This window comes from Streptomyces sp. NPDC107654 (genome assembly GCF_055639035.1).
The window spans coordinates 231,224-256,850 of record NZ_JBVKBI010000004.1; the positions used below are offsets into that span (position 1 = coordinate 231,224).

The 25,627-nt window shown below is 73.1% G+C and carries 21 protein-coding genes; 8 read left to right on the plus strand and 13 right to left on the minus strand.

The features are described from left to right. The first annotated feature begins 246 nt into the window (after window positions 1-246). Window positions 247-3,489, plus strand: coding sequence for a S8 family peptidase (locus tag ACZ7N4_RS09330; RefSeq protein ID WP_471356171.1), 3,243 nt, complete (start codon window positions 247-249; stop codon window positions 3,487-3,489). 54 nt (window positions 3,490-3,543) lie between these two features. Here ACZ7N4_RS09330 and ACZ7N4_RS09335 read toward each other — a convergent pair whose 3' ends face one another. Continuing rightward, a complete protein-coding gene (locus tag ACZ7N4_RS09335; protein WP_471355584.1) occupies window positions 3,544-4,452 on the minus strand; it encodes a helix-turn-helix domain-containing protein in 909 nt (302 codons plus the stop codon). Between the two features lie 171 nt (window positions 4,453-4,623). On the opposite strand from ACZ7N4_RS09335, the gene ACZ7N4_RS09340 reads away from it, so the two are divergent. Next, window positions 4,624-5,664 carry an NAD(P)-dependent alcohol dehydrogenase gene (locus ACZ7N4_RS09340; RefSeq protein WP_471355587.1) on the plus strand — a complete coding sequence of 347 codons (1,041 nt, stop codon included), beginning with the start codon at window positions 4,624-4,626 and terminating at the stop codon, window positions 5,662-5,664. A gap of 122 nt (window positions 5,665-5,786) precedes the next feature. Here the strand turns inward: ACZ7N4_RS09340 and ACZ7N4_RS09345 are convergent, their stop codons facing one another. The 5 genes from ACZ7N4_RS09345 to ACZ7N4_RS09365 form a co-directional block, all read right to left on the minus strand. Beyond that, complete coding sequence (locus ACZ7N4_RS09345; RefSeq protein WP_471355590.1) at window positions 5,787-6,509, minus strand: Type 1 glutamine amidotransferase-like domain-containing protein; 723 nt, start codon at window positions 6,507-6,509, stop codon at window positions 5,787-5,789. A 226-nt stretch (window positions 6,510-6,735) separates the two neighbouring features. After that, the gene (locus tag ACZ7N4_RS09350) at window positions 6,736-7,422 is read right to left on the minus strand and encodes a hypothetical protein (RefSeq protein ID WP_471355592.1); all 687 of its coding nucleotides are present in this window, start codon (window positions 7,420-7,422) and stop codon (window positions 6,736-6,738) included. 152 nt (window positions 7,423-7,574) lie between these two features. After that, window positions 7,575-8,705 carry a hypothetical protein gene (locus ACZ7N4_RS09355; protein ID WP_471355595.1) on the minus strand — a complete coding sequence of 377 codons (1,131 nt, stop codon included), beginning with the start codon at window positions 8,703-8,705 and terminating at the stop codon, window positions 7,575-7,577. A gap of 95 nt (window positions 8,706-8,800) precedes the next feature. Continuing rightward, a complete protein-coding gene (locus ACZ7N4_RS09360; RefSeq protein WP_471355597.1) occupies window positions 8,801-10,432 on the minus strand; it encodes a M48 family metalloprotease in 1,632 nt (543 codons plus the stop codon). Window positions 10,433-10,618: 186 nt separating this feature from the next. Beyond that, on the minus strand, window positions 10,619-11,737 hold the full coding sequence (locus ACZ7N4_RS09365) for a hypothetical protein (RefSeq protein ID WP_471355600.1): 1,119 nt from the start codon (window positions 11,735-11,737) through the stop codon (window positions 10,619-10,621). 491 nt (window positions 11,738-12,228) lie between these two features. On the opposite strand from ACZ7N4_RS09365, the gene ACZ7N4_RS09370 reads away from it, so the two are divergent. Beyond that, the gene (locus tag ACZ7N4_RS09370) at window positions 12,229-13,383 is read left to right on the plus strand and encodes a cystathionine gamma-synthase (RefSeq protein WP_471355602.1); all 1,155 of its coding nucleotides are present in this window, start codon (window positions 12,229-12,231) and stop codon (window positions 13,381-13,383) included. Window positions 13,384-13,403: 20 nt separating this feature from the next. Here the strand turns inward: ACZ7N4_RS09370 and ACZ7N4_RS09375 are convergent, their stop codons facing one another. The 3 genes from ACZ7N4_RS09375 to ACZ7N4_RS09385 all read right to left on the minus strand — a co-directional run bounded on the left by ACZ7N4_RS09375 (window position 13,404) and on the right by ACZ7N4_RS09385 (window position 14,792). Further along, window positions 13,404-13,652 (minus strand): hypothetical protein, encoded by a 249-nt coding sequence (locus ACZ7N4_RS09375; protein ID WP_471355604.1) that lies wholly within the window; start codon window positions 13,650-13,652, stop codon window positions 13,404-13,406. Window positions 13,653-13,680: 28 nt separating this feature from the next. Continuing rightward, the gene (locus tag ACZ7N4_RS09380; protein WP_471355607.1) at window positions 13,681-14,184 is read right to left on the minus strand and encodes a sigma factor-like helix-turn-helix DNA-binding protein; all 504 of its coding nucleotides are present in this window, start codon (window positions 14,182-14,184) and stop codon (window positions 13,681-13,683) included. Window positions 14,185-14,285: 101 nt separating this feature from the next. After that, window positions 14,286-14,792, minus strand: coding sequence for a MarR family winged helix-turn-helix transcriptional regulator (locus ACZ7N4_RS09385; RefSeq protein WP_471356173.1), 507 nt, complete (start codon window positions 14,790-14,792; stop codon window positions 14,286-14,288). 162 nt (window positions 14,793-14,954) lie between these two features. On the opposite strand from ACZ7N4_RS09385, the gene ilvA reads away from it, so the two are divergent. Next, a complete protein-coding gene (gene ilvA / locus ACZ7N4_RS09390) occupies window positions 14,955-16,184 on the plus strand; it encodes a threonine ammonia-lyase (RefSeq protein WP_471355609.1) in 1,230 nt (409 codons plus the stop codon). A 174-nt stretch (window positions 16,185-16,358) separates the two neighbouring features. Here the strand turns inward: ilvA and greA are convergent, their stop codons facing one another. Together greA and ACZ7N4_RS09400 are read right to left on the minus strand one after the other, a co-directional pair. Beyond that, a complete protein-coding gene (greA, locus tag ACZ7N4_RS09395) occupies window positions 16,359-16,856 on the minus strand; it encodes a transcription elongation factor GreA (RefSeq protein ID WP_471355612.1) in 498 nt (165 codons plus the stop codon). 211 nt (window positions 16,857-17,067) lie between these two features. Beyond that, complete coding sequence (locus tag ACZ7N4_RS09400; RefSeq protein WP_471355614.1) at window positions 17,068-17,466, minus strand: DUF4307 domain-containing protein; 399 nt, start codon at window positions 17,464-17,466, stop codon at window positions 17,068-17,070. 158 nt (window positions 17,467-17,624) lie between these two features. Between ACZ7N4_RS09400 and mca the strand changes: the two genes are divergently transcribed. Both mca and ACZ7N4_RS09410 read left to right on the plus strand, forming a co-directional pair. After that, the gene (mca, locus tag ACZ7N4_RS09405; protein ID WP_471355617.1) at window positions 17,625-18,506 is read left to right on the plus strand and encodes a mycothiol conjugate amidase Mca; all 882 of its coding nucleotides are present in this window, start codon (window positions 17,625-17,627) and stop codon (window positions 18,504-18,506) included. Beyond that, complete coding sequence (locus tag ACZ7N4_RS09410; protein ID WP_471355621.1) at window positions 18,499-18,747, plus strand: hypothetical protein; 249 nt, start codon at window positions 18,499-18,501, stop codon at window positions 18,745-18,747. Before mca ends, ACZ7N4_RS09410 begins: the two co-directional genes overlap by 8 nt. A gap of 11 nt (window positions 18,748-18,758) precedes the next feature. On the opposite strand, the gene ACZ7N4_RS09415 is transcribed toward ACZ7N4_RS09410, so the two are convergent. Both ACZ7N4_RS09415 and ACZ7N4_RS09420 read right to left on the minus strand, forming a co-directional pair. After that, complete coding sequence (locus ACZ7N4_RS09415) at window positions 18,759-21,965, minus strand: tetratricopeptide repeat protein (protein WP_471355623.1); 3,207 nt, start codon at window positions 21,963-21,965, stop codon at window positions 18,759-18,761. A gap of 112 nt (window positions 21,966-22,077) precedes the next feature. Further along, complete coding sequence (locus tag ACZ7N4_RS09420) at window positions 22,078-22,464, minus strand: hypothetical protein (protein ID WP_471355626.1); 387 nt, start codon at window positions 22,462-22,464, stop codon at window positions 22,078-22,080. A gap of 143 nt (window positions 22,465-22,607) precedes the next feature. Here ACZ7N4_RS09420 and ACZ7N4_RS09425 point away from each other — a divergent pair, with 143 nt between their 5' ends. Both ACZ7N4_RS09425 and ACZ7N4_RS09430 read left to right on the plus strand, forming a co-directional pair. Continuing rightward, a complete protein-coding gene (locus ACZ7N4_RS09425) occupies window positions 22,608-23,249 on the plus strand; it encodes an ArsR/SmtB family transcription factor (protein WP_471355628.1) in 642 nt (213 codons plus the stop codon). A gap of 105 nt (window positions 23,250-23,354) precedes the next feature. Further along, window positions 23,355-25,388: a thioredoxin domain-containing protein gene (locus ACZ7N4_RS09430; protein ID WP_471355630.1), complete on the plus strand. Its 2,034-nt coding sequence runs from the start codon at window positions 23,355-23,357 to the stop codon at window positions 25,386-25,388. The last annotated feature ends 239 nt before the right edge of the window (window positions 25,389-25,627 follow it).

Below are 25,627 nucleotides of genomic sequence, written 5' to 3' on the forward strand. Positions count from 1 at the left end.
GCCGCCGCGTAACAGTTTCCGTACGCGCTTTCTCACCTTCCTCTCATCTATTGAGCCGTCTGATCACCCCCCGGCATACTGCGTCACCCGGGGGGTTGACGCTCATGCATGCGAGTCCGCCCCCGGCCGGGTGAACGGGGAATTCGCCCGGTACTCCATCTCCAGGGGGAGAACTTGCGCAGACAAGTGAAAAGAGCAGCTGCGGCCACCGTGGCAACGGCCGCAGCGGTCGCCCTCGCAGCGGGTATGACCAGCCCCGCGTCGGCGAAGCCCGCAGGCGTCCCGGCGGCCGTCGCCGCCTCGAACGTCACCGCCCGGCACCACGTCACCCTGATCACCGGTGACCGGGTCGCCCTCGACGCCAAGGGCCGTATCGTCGGCCTGGAGCGGGCCAAGGGGCGCGAGCACATACCCTTCCAGGTCCGCAAGGCCGCCGGACACACCCTGGTCGTCCCGGCCGACGCGGCCCGCCTGGTCGCCTCCGGCACGCTGGACCAGCGCCTGTTCGACGTCACCGAGCTCGACAAGGCCGCCACCCGCAAGGCCCGGAAGAACGGCCTGAAGGTCATCGTCGGCTACCGCGGCGCCGCCACCGCCGCCAAGGCCGACGTCCGGGACGCGGGCACCCTGCGCCGCAGCCTGAAGGCGCTCAACGCGGACGCCGTGCAGACCCCGGTCAAGGCCACCGCCGAGCTGTGGGACGCCGTCACCAACGGCGACAGGACCGCCTCCGGCATCGCGCACGTCTGGCTCGACGGCGTCCGCAAGGCCTCGCTCGACCGGTCCGTACCGCAGATCGGCGCCCCCACCGCCTGGGCCGCCGGCTACACCGGCAAGGGCGTCAAGGTCGCCGTCCTGGACACCGGCGTGGACACCAGCCACCCCGACCTGAAGAACCAGGTGCTGGCGTCCAGGAACTTCACCGCCGCCGCCGACGCCACCGACCACTTCGGGCACGGCACGCACGTCGCCTCCATCGTGGCCGGCACCGGCGCCAAGTCGGGCGGCAAGTACAAGGGTGTGGCCCCGGACGCCAAGCTCCTCAACGGCAAGGTCCTGGACGACTCCGGCTCCGGTGACGACTCCGGCATCCTCGCCGGCATGGAGTGGGCGGCCTCCCAGGGCGCCTCCGTCATCAACCTCAGCCTCGGCGGCTACGACACCCCCGAGGTCGACCCGCTCGAAGCCGAGGTCAACAAGCTCTCCGCCGAGAAGGGCGTCCTGTTCGCGATCGCCGCGGGCAACGACGGCCCCCAGTCGATCGGCTCCCCGGGCAGCGCGGACGCCGCACTGACCGTCGGCGCCGTCGACAAGAAGGACAAGCTGGCGGACTTCTCCTCCACCGGCCCGCGCACCGGCGACGGCGCCATCAAGCCGGACGTCACCGCGCCCGGCGTGGACATCACCGCCGCGGCGGCCAAGGGCAGCGTCATCGACCAGGAGGTCGGCGAGAAGCCCGAGGGCTACCTGACCATCTCCGGCACCTCGATGGCCACCCCGCACGTCGCGGGCGCAGCCGCCATCCTCAAGCAGGAGCACCCCGACTGGGGCTACGCCGAGCTGAAGGGCGCCCTGACCGGCTCCACCAAGGGCGGCAAGTACACACCGTTCCAGCAGGGTTCCGGCCGCATCCAGGTCGACAAGGCCATCAAACAGTCGATCGTCGCCGACCCGGTGTCGGTGAGCTTCGGCGTGCAGCAGTGGCCGCACACCGACGACAAGCCGGCCACCAAGAAGCTGACCTACCGCAACCTCGGCGACAAGGACGTCACGCTCACCCTGAGCAGCACCGCCACCAACCCCAAGGGCGCGGCGGCCCCGGCGGGCTTCTTCACGCTCGGCGCGACGAAGGTGACCGTCCCGGCGCACGGCACGGCCGCGGTCGACCTCACCGTCGACACCAAGCTGGGCGGCACCGTCGACGGCGCCTACTCCGCGTACGTGACGGCGACGGGCGACGGGCAGACCGTCCGCACGGCCGCCGCGGTGCAGCGCGAGGTGGAGTCGTACGACCTCACCCTGAAGTTCATCGGCCGTGACGGCAGGCCGACCCCGAACTACGGCGCCGACCTCAGCGGCGTCGCGGGTCTGGCCGGCGGCGTCTGGCTCAACCCGTACGACAAGTCCGGCACGGTGAAGGTGCGCGCGCCCAAGGGCACGTACATCCTCAACACCTCCGTCTACGCGGACCCGCAGAACGCCACCAAGGGCATCGACTGGATCGCGCAGCCGAAGCTGACCGTCGGCAGGAAGCAGACGATCACCATCGACGCGCGCAAGGCCAAGCCGGTGGACATCACCGTCCCGGCCACGGGCGTGACGCCACGGTTCGCCTCGCCCGAGTTCGACGTCATGCTCGGGGACAACCAGTACGGCTACGGCTGGTTCCTGGACACCTACAAGAACTTCCGCACCGCCCACCTGGGCCCGCAGCTGCCCGCCGGCTCGCTGCGCCAGCAGTGGGACGGCCACTGGAGCAAGGGCGCGACCGAGCAGTACGACGTCACCTCCGGCGGCGCCGTCAAGCAGCTCGCCACCGGCTACACCAAGCACTACAAGGCGAGCGACCTGGCCACGGTGAAGGCCCGGCTCGGCGCCGCGGCCAAGGGCAAGAAGGGCTCGATCGACGCGGTGGGCTGGCTGCCCGGCAGCTCCAGCGGTTCCTCCATCAGCATCCCGCAGAGCCTGCCCGGCACCCGCACCCTGCACCTGTCCGCCACCGGCGGCGTCCAGTGGCAGCTGGAGTTCCAGCAGAACGGCGGCGTCGACCAGGACGGCTTCCCGGTCGACGAGATCGGCTACGGCCTCGGCCAGTTCACCTTCAAGGCCGGCCGGACCTACACCAAGACGGTCAACACCGCGGTCTTCGGCCCGCACGTGGGCACGGGCTTCGGTCTCTTCCGCGACGGCAACGAGATCTTCGGTTCGCTGCCGCTGTTCGCCGACTCCGGCAAGCACGCCGGGTACACGCAGTACACCTCGGCGAACACCACCCTGTACCGCAACGGCACCAAGGTCGGCTCCAACGACGACCCGCTGTACGGCGGGAAGACCTTCAAGGTCCCGGCCGGTGACGCGGCGTACAGGCTGACCACCTCGGTCAAGCGGTCCGCGAAGGTGGCGGAGGCCTCGACGCGCATCGACGCGGCCTGGACCTTCCGCTCCAAGAAGCCGGCCGACTTCACCCAGCTGCCCGCCTCCGCGCTGCACTTCGGCGCCACGACCGGCCTCGACAGCCGCGTCACGGCCGGCAGGACGGTCACCTTCCCGGTCACCGTCGAGGGCTCGGCCGCGGGCCGCAACCTGAAGTCCCTCGCCGTCTACGTCTCCTACGACGGCAAGAACTTCAAGAAGGTCACCGTCAAGAGCGGCAAGATCACCGTCAAGAACCCGGCGAAGAACAAGGCGATCTCGTTCCGCGCCAAGATCACCGACAAGAAGGGCAACACGTCGGAGATCACGATCCACAACGCGTACTTCGGCAAGTAGGCCGTAGCGCTCCCAGGTGAGGGGCACACCGGAGGACATCCTTCGGTGTGCCCCTCACCGCGTCGCGGCCCGCGTCGCGTCGGCACCCCAGCTGGCCAGCAGACGCAGGGACTCGGCGGACGGGGAACCCGGCTCGGCGTGGTAGGTGACCAGGGACTGGTCCGAGCCGTCCGTCAGGCGGAAACTCTCGAAGTTCAGGTCCAGATCGCCCACCAGCGGATGGTGCAACCGCTTGACGCCGTGGCTCTTCTCCTTGACGTCGTGCGTGGCCCACAGCCGGCGGAACTCCTCGCTCTTCACGGACAGCTCGCCCACCAGCGCCGACAGCCGGGGATCGTCCGGATAGCAGCCCGCGTCCATCCGCAGCGCGCACACGATGTCGATCGCCTTCTGCTCCCAGTCGACGAACAGCTCCCGGTAGTCCGGGTGCAGGAACACCAGCCGCGCCCAGTTCCGCTCCGCCGGCGGCAACTGCGCCCAGTCCCCGAAGACGGCCGCCGCCATCCGGTTCCAGGCGAGGATCTCCGCCCGCCGGCCCACCACGTACGCCGGTACGCCGTCGATCGAGTCCAGCAGTTGCCGCAGCGCCCCCCGCACCTGCTGCTGCCGCGCCGCCGGCTTCTTCTTGTGCGCCTTCGGCTTCGCCAGGTGGGTGAGGTGCGCGTGCTCGGCCTCCGTCAGCCGCAGCGCCCGCGCGATCGAGGCCAGCACCTCCGCCGACACGTTCCGCCCGTTGCCCTGTTCGAGCCGGGTGTAGTACGCCACCGACACCCCGGCCAGCTGCGCCAGCTCCTCCCGGCGCAGCCCCGGCACCCTGCGCTGCCGCCCGAAGCCGGCCAGCCCGACGTCCTCCGGCTTCAGCCGGGCCCGCCGGCTGCGCAGGAACTCGCTCAGCTCCGCCCGCCGGTCCAGGGGCCGCCCGGCGGTGACCGCCGCGTCCGGCTGCTCGTCGCTGCTCTCCATGCGTCCAGTATTCCTGGTCGTACGCTCATGAGCCTGACCCCGCCAGTGGTACGCACAGCCGTCGTACGCAAAGCCGTGGTCTGGGTGGCCGGGCCGCCGCGGTGCAGGCTGGAGGCCGTACCCGGCACAAAGAGAGCCGGGCGCGACCCCCCTCGCAAGGAGATCCCCGGCATGACCACTGTTGCCGCATACGCCGCGCCCGCCGCGAAGGCCCCGCTGGAGCGGACGACCATCGAGCGACGCGCGGTCGGCGAGTTCGACGTCCTGATCGACATCCGGTTCGCCGGTATCTGTCACTCCGACATCCACCAGGTCCGGGAGGGCTGGGGCGAGGCGATCTTCCCGATGGTCCCCGGCCACGAGATCGCCGGTGTCGTCGCCGAGGTCGGCCCCGGCGTGACGAAGTTCCAGGCCGGCGACCGGGTGGGGGTCGGCTGCATGGTCGACTCCTGCCGCGAGTGCGAGAACTGCCTGCGCGGTGAGGAGCAGTACTGCCTCAAGGGCATGGTCGGCACCTACAACGCCGTCGGCAAGGACGGCGAGCCCACCCACGGCGGCTACTCCGAGAAGATCGTCGCCGACGAGAACTACGTCGTCCGCATCCCCGACGGGCTGTCCCTGGACGTCGCCGCGCCGCTGCTGTGCGCGGGCATCACCACGTACTCCCCGCTGCGCCACTGGAACGCGGGCCCCGGCAAGAAGGTCGCCGTCGTCGGCCTCGGCGGCCTCGGCCACATGGCCGTCAAGATCGCCCACGCCATGGGCGCCGAGGTGACGGTCCTCTCCCAGTCCCTGCGCAAGAAGGACGACGGCCTGAAGCTGGGCGCCGACCACTACCACGCCACCAGCGACCCGAAGACCTTCGAGGAGCTGGCCGGCACCTTCGACCTGATCGTCTCGACCGTCTCGGCACCGATGGACTTCGGCGCGCTGCTGTCGCTGCTGAAGGTCGACGGCGCCCTGGTGAACGTGGGCGCACCCGAGGAGCCCGTCGCGCTCAACCTGTTCTCGGTGATCGGCGGCCGCAAGACGCTCGCCGGCTCCATGATCGGCGGCATCCGCGAGACCCAGGAGATGCTGGACTTCTGCGCGGGGCACGGCATCGGCGCCGAGATCGAGCTGATCAGCGCCGCCGAGATCAACGAAGCGTACGAGCGGGTGCTGGCGAGCGACGTCCGCTACCGCTTCGTCATCGACACCGCCACGATCTGACCTGCGGTCCTGCCGGGCCGTAGTCCTGCCGGCCGCTGGGCCGTAGTCCTGCCGGGCCTGCTGGGCTACGGCCTTCCGGGCGCCCTGTTCGTGCGGTCCCCCCGCGCCTTCGGGGCGCACTGCTACAGGCCGAAGCCCTCCCCGGCGCCGTACGCCCGCACCAGGACGGCGCCGTCGCCCGCCGGCCGTACGACATGGGCCCGGCCCGCCCCGGCCACCCGCACCCTGCCGCCGTCCACAGCGAGCAGCGTGTTCTCGTCCACGGCGACCCCGTACGGCACCTCGCCCCGCGCGACCGCCGCGACCAGCCGCGGCAGCGTGCCCCACTGGGCCGCGTGCACGTCCACCGCGAACGGGACCAGCCCGAGCCCCGCCCGTACCTCGACCTCCGCCAGGTCCTCCCCGGCCTCCGCCGGGCACACCGGCACCCCGTCCACCAGCCACCCGCCGACCACGGCCCGCCGCGCGGCCACGGCGGCACCGGCGGAGAAACCGGCGTACGGCAGACCACGCGCCGCCAGCAGCTCCGGCAGCCGCTCCAGGCACCCCGAGAGGGCTTCCCGGTAAGCCGGCGTCAGCCCGCCGCACACCAGCAGCCCGTCGGTTCCGTCCAGCGCGGCCTCCGGCTCGAACCGGCCGCCGAGCGGCACCGGCAACGGCACCGGTACGCACGCCGGGTCCGCCTTCCCCAGGGCCACCGCGTACCGCTCGAACTGCGCGACCCCGTCCCCCTCGTCCAGGACCAGGCACCCCACCCGCCGCTCCCCGCGCACCTCGCGCAGGAACGGCTCGTACACCTCGGCGCGGTCCCAGCCGCCGCCGATCAGGAACACGGGACTGCCCATGCCCTCCCCTTCACCTTCCACCGCCCGGCCGAAGGGCGAATCTACGGGGCGGCCGCCGGGACCGTCGCCCGATTTACGGGCTCGGCGGGGGCGCGGGACACCTCGGCCGCGGTGCCGTCGAGCACCCGAGCCGGCTGACGACGAGCGGGACGCCAGGGTGGCGGCGGAAGAGCGCGGCGAGCGTGCGCCGCCCGCTCACCGTCCCACCGCCGCCGCGCAGCGTCGATCACCCGCCGGACGCGCCGGCCTCCGCGGCACGCGTGACCTCCGCGGCGTACGTGAGGAAGCCGGCGAAGCGCAGCCACGCCAGCAGGTGGGTGTTCAGGGGTGCGTAGCCCGGGCGGACGAGGCTGTGGAGGGCACCGACCGCTTCGGCCAGTGTCCGGTGGGTCGGGCGGTCCATGCGACCGAGGTTCGAGAGAGAGAACCTCGCGCAGGCGTCGAGGCGGGCGTGCAGGTCGGCGAGTTGCCGTGCCTCGCTGTCGGTGCAGAGCGTCGCGTCGGGGAAGGGGAGGCGGGTGAAGGAGGCGTGACGGTTCGCCACGGCGGCGACGAGGCCCAGCCGCGACGGTGCCGTCTCACCGGGCCAGTACGGCTTGCGCAGGAACGCCGTGTCGACGGGCCGGGGAGTCCGCCGGCCGGACGCCTTCTCCATGCGGCGGCGGACGGCGAACGCGGCCACCTCCGCGCGCCGGGCCGCACGGCCGGCCTCCAGGGTGTCCAGCGCACGCAGCATGGCCGCCGGGTCCCTGCGCAGGTCGGGGGAGGGGCACGACGTCGCGGCGAGGTAGGCCCAGGTCGCGTTGAAGCCGAGCGGGCAGTAGTGCCCGACGGCGCGCCTCAGGGCGGTGTGCCGCCGGGCGAGGGGCAGTTGCTCGTCCCGGACCCTGCGGGCGTGGACTGCGAAGCCCATCCGGTACGTCAGCCCCCCACCTGTTCAGGGGTGGGCAGCCGGGGCGTGCGGCCGATGAGCATGGAGTCTCCCTGTCGGTGCGGGGACGGGGTGCCCGCCGCCTCGGCGACCGGCACGCCCCTGGAACGTCCGGGCGGCCCCCCGCATTCCGGTCAGGCGGGCGCCGGCGCGGCCTGGGCCGCCACCTCGCCCACCACGGTGTTGCGGACCCGGCAGTAGTACCCGGCCTTGTCGTTCCGGTAGCGCCACGGCAGTGCGTGCACATACCCGTCGACCAGCTTGAACTGCTCCAGCGCCGCCTCGTTGCGGTCCTGCAGGTGCAGGTAGAACGCCAGCAGGTGACGCAGCTCCGGCAGCCGCGGGTGGGCCGGGTCGGCCGCCGCCGCGTCCGCGAGTGCCGCCTCGACCCGGGCCAGCATCTCGGGGGTGTTGTCGGCCGCGGTGTCCTCCGAGTCGTCGTGCTCGAAGTGCGCGACGAGCGGCAGCGCCGTCAGCAGGCTGCCCAGCGGTGCGCCGGCCGCCGCCCGCTCGGCGAACTCCACGGCCTGCCGCTCGGAGCCCCGCCATTTCGCGCACCAGTACTGGAGCGCCGAGAAGTGGGCCTCGTAGTGGTGCGGGGCGCGGGCGGTGAGCTCCTCCCACAACGCGTCCATCCGGGCGTTCGGATAGCCGAGGCCCAGCGCCACCCAGATCTCCGCGACGTACGGCGTCGGGTCGTCCGGGTTCAGCTCCGCCGCCCTGGCGACCTCCTCACGGGCACCGTCCAGCGTGCGGTGGAAGGCGTCGAACTGCTCCCTGGTCGTGTACTGGCCCTTCTGGGCGCCCCGCAGTTTCCAGGCCAGGATCACCGTGCTGCGCGCCCGGACCACGGCCGCGTCCGGATCGTCGCGCCGCTCGGCCTCCCACGCCAGCAGCCAGGCGTCCTCCTCGGCCGCGCACTCGGCCAGCAGATAGGCGGCCCACGACCGGCGCTCCCAGTCCCGGCCTATCGAGGCGAGCAGGTCGGCGGCCGGCAGCCAGTCGCCGCCGCGGACCGCGGCGAGCGCACCGGCCCACTCCGCGGGCAGGGGCCCGGCGAGGTCCGTGTTCTGCCGCTCGACGGGCAGCAGCCCGAGCTTCTCCGCGGCCTGCGCGGCCCGTGCGGCTTCCGCGGCCTCCGTCGCCTCCGCGTCGTCGTCGGGGCTCGGGTTGAACAGCTCCTTGAGGAACACCCAGGCCAGCCACAGCACGAAGACGAGCGTGGGGACGGCCAGGACGCCCAGGATCCAGAACAGGACGGTCATCGGGGGTCGGTCCGTTTCCTTCTTGGGGGAGTTCTCGGGTTTTCAGGGGGCGGGGGGAGGGGGATGAGGCGTGGGGCTGCCGGGGGATGGGACCGTCAGGCGTTCTGGGTGGCCGGCGGCAGCAGCGCCCGCAGCCGCGTGGTGTCGGGGTGGTCGGCGAGAGCCGCCTCCAGGGCCGCCTCCAGCTCGGCCTCCGGGCCGCCCTGCCCCGTCTCCGAGCCCCAGCCGGGCAGCCGCAGCGACGCCGGCTGGGACCAGGAGAACTCCCAGCGCAGCAGTGAACGGGAACTGAACTCGGCCAGCACCATCGTGCGCAGCGAGCGGCGCAGCACCGGCCGTACGAACTCGCGGAACGCCCGCCCCTTCGCGGCGGCCGCCTCCTCCGACAGCGGCAGCTTCTCCGCCAGCCGCCACAGCCGGCCGTCGTCGACGACGTCCAGCAGCGCGGACAGCGTCGCCGGCTGCCCGGTGTACCCGGCCAGCGCCCGGTGCAGCGGGGTCTGGGTGGCCGACAGGCCCGCGGCCATCGAGGCGTCCAGCAGCTCCTCCCAGCCGGCCGCGCGCGGGTAGCGCAGCAGCTCGTCGGCGAGGGTGGCGTCCTCCAGCGCGGCCAGTGTGCGCGCCGGGTCGGACAGCAGGGCCAGCGCCGCCCCCCTGGCCTCGTCGGTGCGGCCGTCGGCGGGCAGCGCCTCGATCCGGCGGACGCGTTCGGCGATCGGGGGGTGGGAGTCGTACGGCCCGGCGGGCTCCTCCGGCAGATCCGAGCGGAGGCCGGCCAGTTCCAGTTCACGGGCCGTCAGCAGCCGGCCGAAGCCGCCGAAGAACTCACCGCGCGGCGGCAGCAGCCGGGCCTGGAGGCCGAGGGTGGCGTACGACTCCAGGTAGAAGTCGTGGGAGGCGGACAGGACCGGGATCTCCCGCAGCGCCGACGCGGTCGCGTCCCGTCCGGCGATCCGGGCGGCGGTCAGGTCGGCGGCGAACTCCTGGCCGCGCGCGGTGGAGAGGGAGGCGCGCAGGTAGAACCTGCCGTACGCGGTGTAGATCCGCGCCATCGTCCGGTACGTCGCGCCGACGCCGGTGGTGTCGACCTGCTTGGCCTTCCTGCCCTTGGCGACGCGCTTGGCGGACGCCCGCTCCTGCCGGGCCCGGTCGGCGGCGACCTTGCCGTCCGCCTTCTCGTGGAACTGGCCGATGACCCGGCCGATCTGCGCGCGCCCGCGCACGACGAGCGCGGACAGCCGGGTGTCACCGCCGGTGAAGTGCCCGAACTCGTGGGCGAGCACGGAGCGCAGCTGAGCCTCGGTCAGGCCGGTCAGCAGCGGGACGCCGAGGTAGAGGCGGCGCGGGCCGGGGAGCAGGCCGAGCAGCCGCGGACTCTCGCTGACGGCCGCGTTGACCTCGCCGGTGAGCACGATCCGGTCGGGGGCGCGGGTGCCGGCCGCCGCGGCGATCTCCCGGACCAGTGCCCCAAGCCGGGGCTCCTCGGCCTCGGTGACCGGGATGCCGGGGGCGTCCTCGCTCTTGGGCGTGCGCAGCATCAGCATGCCGCGGACGACGGGGATGGCGAGCAGCACGGTGACGAAGCCGACCTTCGCCGTGAGCGGGCCGTGCCCCCAGCTGAAGACGAGGACATCGAGGCCGATCAGCGCGGCGAGCAGGACGAGGCTCAGCAGATAGAAGCCGAGCAGCAGGACGAGGGCGCGCAGCGCGCGCAGAGTAGCGCCCATCGGGCAGATCCCCCCACAGGACCTCAAAAAGGGACATGACAAGGCCGACGGGCCCGTCAGACCCGGTCGTAGCCGGTGGTGCTCATGGTGCTTCCGGTGCTGGTGGTACATGTGTGGCACCGGTGGCGCTTGTGGTGTGGGGGGAAGCGGAGTATGCCCTACCGCAGGTCGGAAGGGCAACGCCGGTCAGCCGGGGAGGCCGGCGGGGCTGCCGCCGTTCGCCTCGTAACCGGCCACCGCCAGCGCGCGGGCCACGGCGTACTCGGCGGCCGGGTCGGCGGCCAGGATCCACGGCAGCGCCCCCACATGACCGTCGATGTGTATCAGCTGGTCCATGGCCTCCGCCCAGCGCTCGGCGCGGACCAGGAAGAACAGCAGCAGGTGCCGCACGTGCGGGAGCGTCGCGTCGTCGGGGCGGGCCGAGTGGACCGCGTGCAGCGCGCCGTGGATCGCCTTGGTGATGACCTCGCTCTGGAAGAAGCTCCTGACCGTGGTCACCTCCGGCAGGTGTTCGAGCACCGCGAACAGCGGCAGCGCGGCGAGGAGCGAACCCTCCGGGGCTCGGGCGGCGGCGGCCTCGGCGAAGGAGTACGCCTGCTCGCGCGAGCCGTGCCACTTCTCGCACCAGTAGTGCAGGGCGGCCAGGTGTGCGCCCATGTGGTGCGGCGCGCGGTCGACGATCTTCAGCCACAGCTGCTCGAACTCGGCCCGCGGGTAGGCCAGTCCACGCGCGATGGACAGCTCTATGACGTACGGCACCGGGTCGCCGGGGGCCAGCAGCGCCGCCTGAGCGCAGGCCTCCCGCGCCTCCTCCATGATGATGCGGAAGTCCTCCGTGCCCGGTGTCGCCGTCCGCCAGGCCTGCTGCACCAGGAACTCCGCGTGGACGGCGGCAGCGCCCGCGTCCTTGGGCCGCTCGGCCCGCCACACCCGCAGCCACTGGCCGCCCGGCGTCTCGTGTATCCCGCCGGGCCGCTGCCGCAGCTCCAGCGAGGCGGCGCCGGCGAAGGCCTGCACCCGCTGCCAGCGCAGCTCGTCCCCGGCGTCGGTGCCGGCCAGCAGCTGGGCCGCGGCCCGGTAGTCCTGGGTGCGCTGCACCAGCTCCAGGACGGCCAGCAGGTCCTGGTCCGGGCCGGGCAGGCGCACGTCCAGCTCCTCCTGGCGCACGAAGCCGTAGGCCGCCGGGTCGGCGGCGTCCGGGTGTCCCGGGAGGACCTGCTCGATCATCCCGCGCCTGCGCCGCATGACCGGGAGCAGCACGAGGCTCAGCATGAGCAGCGCCATCAGCAGCCAGAGAATCGCCATGCCCCAAGCGAACCAGACGCCGCCGACACTTGGCGAACCCCGCCCCGCCCCTGTGGAAAACTCCCGACCGGGTCATGACAGCCGGCCGGAGCGGGTGGGAGGGCGGCGGGTCGGTGGGAGTCCGGCAGGTGGTGGGAGGACGGCGGCCGGTGGGAGGGCGGCGTGGGGCGGCCCGGGGTGGAGGGCGGGGTCCCCCGGGGAGGGCGGCTCGGGGCGGAGGGCAGGTGCCCCCGGGGGTGGGCGCAGTGGGGCGGACCGGGCTCGGTGGGCGTCGCGGCGGCCCAAAAGGCGGACACGGGCGGAGGCCAAGGTGCCCCAGGCGGGGTGGACCGGGCTCGGTGGGCGTCGCCGCGGCTCCAGGAAGCGGACACGGGCGGTGGGCAAGGTGCCCCGGGGGAGGGCAAGGCGGGCGGGCCGGGCTGGGTGGGCGTCGGTAACGGCCGGACTTGGTGGGCGTCGGTAACGGGCCGGGCGGACTACGCTCGGTGCACATGAGCGACAGGCATATCAGTCAGCACTTCGAGACCCTCGCGATCCACGCGGGCAACACCGCGGATCCCCTCACCGGTGCGGTCGTACCGCCGATCTACCAGGTGTCGACCTACAAGCAGGACGGCGTCGGCGGGCTGCGCGGCGGCTACGAGTACAGCCGCAGCGCCAACCCCACCCGCACCGCCCTGGAGGAGAACCTCGCCGCGCTGGAGGGCGGCCGCCGCGGCCTCGCCTTCGCGTCCGGCCTGGCGGCCGAGGACACCCTGCTGCGTACGCTGCTCACCCCCGGCGACCACGTCGTCATCCCGAACGACGCCTACGGCGGCACCTTCCGGCTCTTCGCCAAGGTCGCCACCCGCTGGGGCGTGGAGTGGTCGGTCGCCGACACCAGCGACCCGGCCGCCGTCCGCGCCGCGATCACCCCGAAGACCAAGGCCGTCTGGGTGGAGACCCCCTCCAACCCGCTCCTCGGCATCACCGACATCGCCGCCGTCGCGTCGGTCGCCCACGACGCGGGCGCGAGGCTCGTCGTGGACAACACCTTCGCCACCCCCTACCTCCAGCAGCCGCTCTCGCTCGGCGCCGACGTCGTCGTACACTCCCTGACGAAGTACATGGGCGGCCACTCGGACGTGGTCGGCGGTGCGCTGATCGTCTCCGACCCGGCCCTCGGCGAGGAGCTGGCCTACCACCAGAACGCGATGGGCGCCGTCGCCGGCCCCTTCGACTCCTGGCTGGTGCTGCGCGGCACCAAGACCCTCGCGGTGCGCATGGACCGGCACAGCGAGAACGCCACGAAGATCGCCGACATGCTGACCCGGCACCCCAAGGTGAGCAGCGTGCTCTACCCGGGGCTGCCCGAGCACCCCGGCCACGAGGTCGCCGTCAAGCAGATGAAGGCGTTCGGCGGCATGGTGTCCTTCCGCGTCGAGGGCGGCGAGCAGGCCGCGGTCGACGTGTGCAACCGTGCCCAGGTCTTCACCCTCGGCGAGTCCCTCGGCGGCGTCGAGTCCCTCATCGAGCACCCCGGCCGGATGACGCACGCCTCGGCGGCCGGCTCCGCCCTGGAGGTCCCGGCCGACCTGGTCCGCCTGTCCGTCGGCATCGAGAACGTCGACGACCTGCTGGAGGACCTGCAGCAGGCCCTCGGCTGACAGCCCGGCCAGCCCGCCGCTCACCAGCCGGTGAGCGGCGGAGTCGTCTGCGAGGGCGGCTCCGCCCACGGCTGGGCCCCGGCCGCCCACACCGCGAACGCGACGGCCGCGGCGAACGCCAGCAGCCACAGCACACGACGGACGAGCTGCCGCTGCCGCAGCAGTCGGTCCCCGCGGCGCACCGCCTCCCCGTACAGCTCCGGCGGCAGGGGCGCACCGCCCCGCTCCATGATCCGCCGCACGGCGGCCTCCCGCTCACCCCGGTTCATCCCCGCCTCCCCCCGCCGACGGCGGTGCTCATGACGGCGCCACCTCCGTGTTCACGGTGCGCGGGGCCGCCGGGCGGTCCGGGTGCAGCACCGTGGCCGTCGCCCGGTCGCAGAGGACGTGGACGCGCTCCGCGGGCAGGCCGAGCAGGGCCGCCGTCTGCTCCTCGGCCACACCCTCGTACAACCGCAGGACCAGGACGAGCCGTTCCCGTGGTGTGAGCGCGGCCAGCGGGCTGCGCGGATCCGGCCGGGCCCGGCCGAGGACGCCGTACCGGTGCCAGGTGGTGCGGGCGAAGCGGGTGGCCAGGTACTGGCGGGCGCAGTCGTACGGGTCCTCGCCGCGCAGGCGGTCCCAGCGGGCGTAGGTGTGCGCGAGCGCGAGCGTCAGCAGGCGCCGCGCGCGCGGGTTGGCGTCCGGCGCCTCCGCGGTGAGCAGCATGGCGGCGTGCAGCAGGCGCCCGGCCGCGCCCGCGACGAACGCCTCGAACTCCCGGGCCCGGCGGGCATCTCGGGCCACTTGCCGATCGCGCACCACGCCTCCCCCTGACGGGGTCCTGGTCGGGACCCGGTCTCATATGAGGCCAGCGGCGGCCCGGGGTCAAGAGGTGCGGACGCCCGCGGTGCGCTGCGCGCTCAGGAGGCCGGCGGCTGCTCCGCCGCCGCGACGCCCTGCACCGACATCCGGGTGGAGAGGGCGACATTGAAGCGGGTGAGGAGCGTGCAGAACTGCTCGCGCTCCTCCGGCGCCCAGTCGTGTGTCAGCTCGGCCATGAGCTGACGCCGGGACGAGCGCACCTCCTCCAGCCGGGCGGCGCCGCGCGGCGAGAGCTGGAGCACCACCGCGCGCCCGTCCTCCGGGTGCGAGGTGCGCTTGACGAGCCCGGAGTCGACCAGCGGCGCCACCTGCCGGGTGACCGTGGAGGAGTCGATCCCCATGCTCGCGGCGAGCGCCTTGACACCCATCGGGCCTTCGTTGTCCAGACGGTTGAGCAGCAGGTACGCGGCCCGGTCCATGGAGTTGCGCACCTGTCCGACGCCGCCGAGCCGGGTCTGTTCGGCGCGGCGGGCGAACACCGCCACCTCGTGCTGGAGGGTGTCGAGGAGACCGGTGTCACCGACGGTCGTCATGTCCATCGACATTTCAGGTGTTGTGGGCATGGCCGGAGGCTCGCTTCATGAAGGGCTGCTGGGTTGGGGGACAGGGTACGCGGCCCGGCGCCGGGCCGTACCGGCGCTGCGCAAACCGGTCTCGCTGCTTGGTCACACCCGTCGTGCCGGGACGTGAACTGCGATGCTGGAGTCATGAGCTACCGCACGGCCGACTCCTTGCGCTCCGTCACCCTGGACGACGTCCGCGGCGCCCAGAAGATGCTCTCGGGCGTGGCCCGGGTGACCGCGATGGAGGGCAGCCGGCACCTGACCCAGCTGGTGGGCGCGCCGGTGCACCTGAAGTGCGAGAACCTCCAGCGGACCGGCTCGTTCAAGCTGCGCGGCGCCTACGTGCGGATCGCCGGGCTGCTGCCGGAGGAGCGGGCGGCCGGCGTGGTGGCCGCGAGCGCCGGCAACCACGCGCAGGGCGTGGCGCTGGCCTCCTCGCTGCTGGGCGTGCACTCCACGGTGTTCATGCCCAACGGCGCGCCCCTGCCGAAGATCAGCGCGACCCGGGACTACGGCGCCGAGGTGCGCCTGCACGGCCAGGTGGTCGACGAGACGCTGGCCGCCGCCCAGGAGTACGCGGCCGAGACCGGCGCGGTGTTCATCCACCCCTTCGACCACCCGGACGTGATCGCCGGCCAGGGCACGGTCGGCCTGGAGATCCTGGAGCAGTGCCCGGAGGCCCGCACGGTCGTCGTCGGCATGGGCGGCGGCGGACTCGCGGCCGGTATCGCGGTGGCGGTGAAGGCGCTCAGGCCGGACGTCCGGATCGTCGGCGTACAGGCGGAGGGCGCCGCCTGCTACCCGCCCTCGCTGGCCGCCGGGCGCCCGCTGTCGCTGCGGAACCCGGCGACGATGGCCGACGGCATCAAGGTCGGGCGGCCCGGCGTGGTGCCGTTCGGGATCGTCGACGAACTGGTCGACGAGGTGCGCACGGTCAGCGAGGACCAGCTGTCCGCGGCGCTGCTGCTCTGCCTGGAGCGGGCCAAGCTGGTCGTGGAACCGGCCGGCGCCAGCCCGGTCGCCGCGCTCCTGGCCGCGCCGGACGGCTTCGAGGGCCCGGTCGTCGCGGTGCTCTCCGGTGGCAACGTCGACCCGGTGCTGATGCAGCGGGTCCTGCGGCACGGCATGGCCGCCCAGGGCCGCTACCTGGCCGTACGGCTGCGGCTGACCGACCGGCCGGGCGCCCTCGCCACCCTCCTGGGGGTGCTGTCGGCGGTCGACGCCAACGTCCTGGACGTCAGCCACGTCCGCACCGATCCCCGGCTCGGTCTCAGCGAGGCCGAGGTGGAGCTGCACCTGGAGACGAAGGGCCCCGTCCACTGCACCGAGGTCGGCCAGGCCCTGCACGACGCCGGCTACACCGTCATCGACTGACCCGGCGGCACCGCACCCGTTCGCCCGTCATGACGAAGCCGCACCCGTTCGCCCGTCATGACGAAGCCGCATCAGCTCGCCCGTCATGACGAAGCCGCACCCGTTCGCCCGTCATGACGAAGCCCCCGGCCGCCCTGAGGGCGGCCGGGGGCCGAAGCAGGCCGGGGGCCGGGGTCAGGCCGTGTACGGCTTGGCCTCCAGGATCCGCACCGAGGCCTTCTTGCCGTTCGGCAGCTCGTACTCCGCGTCGTCGCCGACCTTGTGGCCGATGACGCCCGCGCCGAGCGGGGACTGCGGGGAGTACGTCTCGACGTCGGCGCTCGCGTACTCGCGCGAGGCGAGCAGGAACGTCAGGGTGTCGTCCTCGTCACCGTCGAAGGCGATCGTGACGACCATGCCGGGCGCGACGGCACCGTCCGCGGCGGGCGCCTCACCGACCTTCGCGTTCTCGAGGAGCTGGGTCAGCTGGCGCACGCGCAGCTCCTGCTTGCCCTGCTCCTCCTTGGCCGCGTGGTACCCGCCGTTCTCGCGCAGGTCGCCCTCCTCGCGCGCGGCCGCGATCTTGGCGGCGATCTCCGTGCGCGCAGGACCAGTAAGGTACTCAAGCTCTTCCTTGAGCTTGTCGTACGCCTCCTGGGTCAGCCAGGTGACGTTCTCGCTGGTCTGGGTCACAGGGTGCTCCTCGTCGGTACTGGGAATACAAAGCATCGCCCTACCCAGAAGAATGTTCCCTCTCGGGTGGGCGAAACCACGAGCCTAACAATTCAACGGCCCAAGGGGGAGGACATAAGCCACCAGAATTGCATCGACGCAGGTCAGCGCCTGCGTAATCCGGGCGAACCTGGGAGGTGTCGTAGGTGTCGTCCCTGTCCCACGGTGGCCCTCAGCCGGCGTGGCAGCCCAGCAGCTCGGCCGTCGTCCCCTCGGCCGTCGTACGCAGCGTGACCACCTTGTCGATCCGCGTGGCCGACCCGGAGAAGCGGAAGTCGGCCCGGCCCACCTCGGCGCCGTCGGCCGCCTGGGAGCGCACGGTGCAGTAGCCCGAGGCACCGGCGTCCTTGTGGACCTCCAGGTGGACCCGGACCGCGTCGTCGGACGCCTTGAAGGAGATGACCGCGGCGCTGATCTCGCTCTTCGTGACGTAGTGGTAGAAGAAGAAGCCGATCAGGGCGAGCAGGGCCGCGCCCAGCACGGAGCCGGCGATCCTGAGCCTGCGGTCGGCGCGCCGGTCCGAGGAACGGCCGTAGCGGCCCTCGGGCAGCCGCGTGCTCGCGGTACTCATGATCGTCCTCTCCGCGGAATTATTCGCCCCCCGATTCGGTCACTATAGAAGCCGCCCGCCCGCCACCCGACCACCACCCCTCAACGAGTCCCTTCGGGACGACGCCAGTTTCTTCGCACCCGGAGCCACGGGGGCGCCGACTTACCGAGGATTGAGTCTTGACTGACCAGTTGCGACTGATGGCCGTTCACGCGCACCCCGACGACGAGTCGAGCAAGGGCGCGGCCACCATGGCGAAGTACGTGTCCGAGGGGGTGGACGTGCTGGTGGTGACCTGCACCGGCGGAGAGCGCGGATCCGTCCTCAATCCGAAGCTGCAGGGCGACGCCTACATCGAGGAGAACATCCACGAGGTCCGCCGCAAGGAGATGGACGAGGCCCGGGAGATCCTCGGCGTCAAGCAGGAGTGGCTCGGCTTCGTCGACTCCGGCCTGCCGGAGGGCGATCCGCTGCCGCCGCTGCCCGAGGGCTGCTTCGCCCTGGAGGACGTCGACAAGGCGGCCGGCGAGCTGGTGAGGCAGATCCGCTCCTTCCGTCCGCAGGTGATCACCACCTACGACGAGAACGGCGGCTACCCGCACCCCGACCACATCATGACCCACAAGATCTCCATGGTGGCGTTCGAGGGCGCGGCGGACACCGAGAAGTACCCCGAGGCCGAGTTCGGGCCCGCCTACCAGCCGCTGAAGCTCTACTACAACCAGGGCTTCAACCGCCCCCGCACCGAGGCGCTGCACCAGGCGATGCTCGACCGCGGCCTGGAGTCGCCCTACGGCGAGTGGCTCAAGCGGTGGAACGAGGTCGAGCGCACCGAGCGCACCCTGACCACGCACATCCCGTGCGCGGACTTCTTCGAGATCCGCGACAAGGCGCTGATCGCCCACGCCACGCAGATCGACCCGGACGGCGGCTGGTTCAAGGTGCCGCTGGAACTCCAGAAGGAGGTCTGGCCCACCGAGGAGTACGAGCTGGCGAAGTCCCTCGTGGACACCTCCATCCCCGAGGACGACCTCTTCGCGGGCATCCGGGACAATGCCTGACATGAGCGCAAGCGTGAGCCTCGCAGTGACGCACCTGGTCCCCCTCGCCAAGGAGGTCGACCAGAACAAGGTCACCCCCGGAGTCCTCGGCTTCATCGTCTTCGCGGTGATGGCCCTGGCCGTCTGGGGCCTGATGAAGTCGATGAGCAAGCACATGCAGAAGGTCGACTTCAAGGAGGCCCCGGACGCCGAGGGTGAGAAGGCCGGGCAGAAGACCGGCCCCTCGGCCCAGCAGGGCTGACCCGCGGCGGGTCAGCTCCCCGCCGGAACCGCCACTCCCATCACCTCCCGGGCGTGGCGGTCCGGAGTCATGCGCAGACGCCAGGCCTGCCAGCCGGCCTCCAGCCGGACGCCCCGCTCCAGCAGCAGGGCGAACGCCGACACGTAGTCGTCCAGCTTCTCGTCCCGCAGCGGATGCGTGGCACGGGCCAGCTGGGCCAGCTCCTCCTGGGCGACCGCCGTGCCCACCTCCACTCCGCCCGGCGCCGCGTACGGCAGCAGGGTGCAGCGCAGGAAACGGGCCCAGTCCTCGCCGCGCCGGTCGCCGTAGGACGAGAACAGGGTGAGCGCCTCGTCGCACAGCGCCAGCGCCTGCTGCGTGCGCGCGTTGCCCGCGTCCACCACCGCGAGCTCCAGGCAGGTCCAGGCCTCGCCGTGGGCGACGCCGATCCGCTGGAAGTCGGTCCGCGCGTCCACCAGGAGCTGACGGGCGAACCCGGAGTTTCGCAGCGAGCCGGTCTGCGCGGCCCGCTGGTCCCGGGTCGCCCGCGCCGAGTGGTGCCGGGCGCAGGCCAGGCCGTAGACGTCCCGTATCCGGGAGAACATCGTCCGCGACCGCTCCAGCTCGCGCACCGCCTGGTCCAGCTCGCCGGTCTCCTCCAGCGCCTGCCCCAGGTAGTACAGCGTCCACGCCTCCCCGCGCGCGTCCTCGTTGTCCCGGTGCCGGGTCACCGCCCGGCGCAGGCCCTCCACGGCCGCCGAGGAGTCCCCGGCCACCAGCCGGGCCCGGGCCAGCTGGGTCAGCGCCCAGGCCTCGCCGCGGGCGTCCCGCGTCCTGCCGTACCGCTCCAGGGCCGCCCGCAGCTCCGTCTCCGCGCGCGGTACGTCCCCCAGCCGCAGCGCCAGCTGCCCCAGCTGGAAGTGCGCCCAGGCCTCGCCGTGCACCGAGCCGCCCTCGCGGTGCAGCACCAGGGAGCGGGTGAGCAGGTCCAGCGCCTCCGCCAGCCGCGCCCGGTCCCGCTGCACGGCCGCCAGCGCGTGCATCGTCCAGGCCCGGTCCGTCGCCAGCTCCGGCGCCTGCTGCAGGTCCAGCGACTCCCGGAGCCTGGCCGCGGCCTCGGTGAGGTTGCCCTGGTGGTGCAGCGTGATCCCCAGCGAGGTCAGCGCGCGGGCCGCCCCCGCCTCGTGACGGGCCTCCCGGTACAGGTCCACCACCGAGGCCAGCGTGGTGCGCGCCTTGTCCAGCTCGCCCAGCTGCCGGGCCGCGATACCGGTACGCCACTGCACCGACCGCACCAGCAGCCCCTGGTCCACCGACTGCGCCAGCTCGCTGATCTCACCCAGCCGGTACAGGTCCCCGCGCAGCAGGCAGTAGTCGCACAGCGCGCCCAGCAGGTTCAGCACCGCCGCCTGGTCCACGCCCTCGGCGTGCCGCAGGGCCGCGGTGATGAAGCTCGACTCGTCGTCCAGCCAGCGCAGCGCCTCGTCGAGCGAGGGGAAGCCGTGCGAGCCGAACTGGTTCGACCGCGTCGACATGTTCCCGTCGACCAGGCGCAGCACCGCGTCGGCCAGCTCGGCGTAGTTCACGATCAGCCGTTCCTGCGCCGCCGCCCGCTCGGCCGGCTCCTCCTCGTCCAGCAGCCGGGCGTGCGCGAAGGCCCGCACCAGGTGGTGCAGCCGGTACCGGCTGCCGCGCACATGGTCGATCAGGCCCGCCCGGGCGAGCGCCACGAGATGCCGGGTGGCCTCCGCCTCGTCGGTGGCGAGCAGCGCGGCCGCCGCAGCCGCGCCCAGCGAGGCCCGGCCCGCCAGCGCGAGCCTCCTCAGCAGCCGGCGGGCGGGTTCCGGCTGGTCGGTGTAGCGCAGCCACAGCGCCCGCTCCACCGGCTCCACCGGGCCGTACACGCCCAGGTCCGCGGCCAGTTGCCGGGGTGAGCGCGGGCCCAGCGCGGAGCCCGCGATCCGCAACGCCAGCGGCAGCCCCCCGCACAGCTCGCGGACCCGCTCGGCGGACTCCGCGTCGTACGGCCCCGACGCGTCCTCGGCCGCCGCGCCCAGCAGTTCCTCGGCGCCCGGTGCGTCCAGCGCCGGCACCGGCAGCTCGTGCACCCAGGCCGGCAGGTCGGCGGGCAGGTCGAGCGGGGTCCGGGCGGTGACCAGGACCAGGCTGTCGGACCGCTCCGGTACCAGGGCGCGCACCTGCTCCGGGTCCGAGGCGTCGTCCAGCACGATCGTGACCGGCAGCCCGGTCAGGTGCCGGTGGTACAGCTCACCGAGCCGCTTGAGCTGCTGGTCGGGAGAGGACCGCTCCCTGAACAGCAGCTGCTCGCGGGGCGCGCCCAGCCGGTTGAGCAGGTGCAGCAGCGCGTCCCGGGTGGACAGCGGCGCCTCGTCCCGGCTGCCGCCGCGCAGGTCGACCACCACCGCGCCCCGGAAGTGGTCCCGCAGCTCGTGCGCCGCGCGCACCGCGAGCGTGGTCCGCCCCGAGCCGGGCTCGCCGTGCAGCACCACCACCGTCGGCCGTGTCTCGGTCGTCGCACGGGCCGCCTGCGCCCACTGCCTGATCCGCCCCAGCTCCGCCCGCCGCCCCGCGAAGACGCCGTCGGCCTCAGGCAGTTGACCGAAGGACTGCTCCAGCACCGAACGTCTGCGGGCCGCCGCGCTCTTGTCCGCACCGCGCAACGCCGGGCCGCCGCCGGTCTTCTTCGCGCCCGTGGAGGCGCTGAGGACCCGCTGCTGGTCGAGGAACGGGCGGATCCCCCGCACCTCCAGTGCCGTCAGCCACTGGAGCCGCAGTTGTTCGGGCCCGCCGGGCTGACCGGCCGCGCCCGCGCGGTGGTGCGCGGCGGGCAGATGCGCACCGGCCACCTTCACCACCGTGGCCGCGGCGCCCGCCACGGCGGCGGTGGCACCCGCGCCGAGGGCCGTACCGGTGCCCGTGCCCAGGGACAGGTCGGCCACGGCGGCGGCGACGGCGGCAACGGCCGCCACCAGCAGGGCCGTTCCGGCGCCCGCGCGCGCGTACCGCTGGCCGAAGGTCAGCCGGCCGGCCTCCGCCTCGTCGAGCGCGCGAGTGTAGGCCTCGTACTCCTCGCCGGCCGCCCCCGCCATCGCCTCCAGCGCACCGCGCGCCCGCGACAGCAGCACCTGACCGTCGATCCGCCCGCCCGACCGCCGCACCTCCTCCTCGACGGCCCGCACCAGCAGCCGCTCGGCCTCCGCCCGATGACCGTCCCGCATGTCCCGTCCCCCTCCGGCGGCAACTCCTCCGCCTACGAGTGTCCTTGGAGGGAGGCGGGAGCGCGAGGGGGTGACGACCGGAGGGATGTGGGGAAGTGTGCCGGGACCGCGCTCACGGCCACTCCTCGCGTCCGGCCCGTCTCGCCAGCGCCAGCGCCACGCACACCGCCGCCACCGCCCCCTCCGCCACCGCGCAGGCGAGGGCCTGCAGGAGGGAGGCCGTCGTGTGGGCGGTGGTGATGTCGAACCAGGCGTCCAGGACCGCGATGCTCGCCGTCGCCGAGGCCGTGAGGCGGGAGCGGGGGTCGCCGCGCAGGCCCAGGACGGCGGTCGCGGCGCAGCCGGCCGCCAGGAGGACGTCCAGGCCGATCCAGGCCAGGGACCAGTGGTGCACCCGCGTGCTGCCGGGCAGGGTCACCGCCAGCACACCCATCCACGGCACCAGCACCACCGCCGCCGCTCCCAGCAGGAGCAGTGTCCACTTCCTCGTCCCCGTCATCCCTCGCCCCCTCGTCGCCGTCATGGACAACTGCTTCCACGATAAACCGCAGAGAAAACTCTGCAAAGAAAATTCGGCGGACATCGGGGATGTCTCAGGGTGGCTCAGGGATCGGTCAGGGGTCCGCGCGTTACCGTGAGCCCATGACCGACGGCCTGCCCGAGATGACCAGCCTGGAGCGCACCGCCCTCTACAAGTCCCTCGGCAACCCGTTGCGCCGCCGGATCCTCGACTACCTCGGCCGGCACGGCGAGGCCAACTCCACCGTGCTCGCCCGCGAACTCGGCGAGAGCTCCGGCACCACCAGCTACCACCTGCGCAAACTGGCCGAGCAGCGGCTCATCGAGGAGATCCCGGAGAAGTCCGGCGGACGGGAACGGTGGTGGCGCGCCCTGCCCTTCCGGCACACCACGCCCGACCCGGCCACCATGGCCCCGGAGGAGTACGCGGCAGCCGCCGAGCTGGCCCACCTGAAGATCGAGTTCGACACCGCGCTGTACCGCCGGGCCCATCTGGAGTACCGGGGCCCCGAGGGCTGGGTCCAGGTCCAGCGTCACGGCACCTGGATGACCAGGGCGGAACTCCTCGACTTCATGCGCGAGTACCACCGACTCCTCGACCGCTACAGCCGCCCCCGCGAGGAGTCCCCGGAGGGCGCGCGCCCGATGCTGATGCGGTTCTACGCCGTTCCCGAGCCCGGGGAGGGGGTCGCGCAGGAGTCTGTGGAGGGAGTCGCGGGCGAATCCGTGGAGGGAGCCCTGGGGGGACCCGGGAGGGAGTCCTAGGGGCGGCTCCGGGTGAGCCCCAGGGGAGCGGCCCAGGCCAGGAGGACGCCCGACGCGGTCCCGCCCTGACCTCCCGCACGCGGGGTGCTGCGGCAGGATGGGGGTATGCCGAATCGACTGGCCCATGAGACGTCCCCGTACCTGCTCCAGCACGCGGACAACCCCGTCGACTGGTGGCCGTGGTCCGGTGAGGCCTTCGAGGAGGCCCGCAGGACCGGGCGGCCCGTGCTGCTGAGCGTCGGATACAGCAGCTGTCACTGGTGCCATGTCATGGCGCACGAGTCCTTCGAGGACCAGGCCACCGCCGACTACCTCAACGAGCACTTCGTCAGCGTCAAGGTCGACCGCGAGGAGCGGCCGGACGTGGACGCCGTCTACATGGAGGCCGTCCAGGCCGCCACCGGGCAGGGCGGCTGGCCCATGACCGTCTTCCTCACCCCGGACGCCGAGCCGTTCTACTTCGGCACCTACTTCCCGCCCGCCCCCCGGCACGGCATGCCGTCCTTCCGGCAGGTGCTGGAAGGGGTGCAGCAGGCCTGGACCACCCGTCAGGACGAGGTCGCCGAGGTCGCCGGGAAGATCGTCCGGGACCTCGCCCAGCGGGAGATCGTCCGGCATGCCGCCGAGGCACCCGGCGAGGGGGAACTCGCGCAGGCGCTGCTCGGGCTCACCCGTGAGTACGACCCGCAGCGCGGCGGATTCGGCGGTGCGCCGAAGTTCCCGCCGTCCATGGTGCTGGAGTTCCTGCTGCGCCACCACGCGCGGACGGGCGCCGAGGGCGCGCTGCAGATGGCGCAGGACACGTGTGAGCGGATGGCCCGGGGCGGTCTCTACGACCAGCTCGGCGGCGGTTTCGCCCGGTACTCCGTCGACCGTGACTGGATCGTGCCCCACTTCGAGAAGATGCTGTACGACAACGCCCTGTTGTGCCGGGTCTACGCCCACCTGTGGCGGGCCACCGGGTCGGATCTCGCCCGGCGGGTCGCGCTGGAGACGGCCGACTTCCTCGTGCGGGAACTGCGCACGGAGGAAGGAGGGTTCGCCTCCGCGCTCGACGCCGACAGCGACGACGGCAGCGGGCGGCACGTGGAAGGGGCGTACTACGTCTGGACGCCCGCACAGCTCCGGGAGGTGCTCGGCGACGACGCCGAACTCGCCGCCCAGTACTTCGGCGTGACCGAGGAGGGCACCTTCGAGCACGGGCAGTCCGTCCTCCAGCTCCCGCAGACGGAAGGCGTGTTCGACGCCGAGAAGGTCGCGTCCGTCCGACGGCGGCTGCTCGACGCGCGCACGCGGCGGCCCGCGCCCGGCCGGGACGACAAGGTCGTCGCCGCCTGGAACGGGCTCGCCGTCGCCGCGCTCGCCGAGACCGGTGCCTACTTCGACCGGCCCGACCTGACCGAGGCCGCCCTCGGCGCCGCCGACCTGCTCGTCCGCGTCCACCTGGACGAACACGCCCGGCTCGCCCGCACCAGCAAGGACGGCCGGGTCGGCCCCAACGCCGGTGTGCTGGAGGACTACGCCGACGTCGCCGAGGGCTTCCTCGCGCTCGCCTCGGTGACCGGCGAGGGCGTGTGGCTCGACTTCGCCGGACTCCTCCTCGACCAGGTCCTCGCCCGCTTCACCGACCCCGCGACCGGCGCCCTGTACGACACCGCGTCCGATGCCGAGCCCCTCATCCGCCGCCCCCAGGACCCCACCGACAACGCCGTCCCCTCCGGCTGGTCCGCCGCCGCGGGAGCGCTGCTGGGCTACGCCGCCCACACCGGCTCCGAGGCCCACCGGACCGCCGCCGAGCGGGCGTTGGGAGTCGTGAAGACGCTCGGGCCGCGGGTGCCCCGGTTCATCGGATGGGGGCTCGCCGTCGCCGAGGCGCTGCTCGACGGGCCGCGCGAGGTGGCGGTCGTCGGACCCGCCCCGGCCGACGAGCGGACGGCCGCCCTGCACCGTACGGCGCTGCTGGGCACCGCCCCGGGTGCCGTCGTCGCCTGCGGCACCCCGGACAGCGACGAGTTCCCGCTGCTCGCCGACCGCTCCCTCATCGACGAAGCCCCGGCCGCGTACGTCTGCCGGGGGTTCGTCTGCGACCTGCCGACAACGGACCCGGCGGCCCTGAAGGCACGGCTGGCCCGGACGTGACCGGGTCCCGGCCGGGCCGTGACCACCCTCCGCCGTCCACGGTGACGGCCGGGACCGGCACCACCTGGACGGCGTCGAGGACGGCACCGTTCGCGGGAGGGGAGACGTCGGGCGTAGGACCGGTACGGCCCCGGTCCCGGCGCCCGTCCACCGGGCCGGGGCCACACCAGCACGGCCGTACCGGCCACGAGCGAGGTCCGGAGACCGCCGTACAGCAGCCGGCCGGGCACCGGGGGACA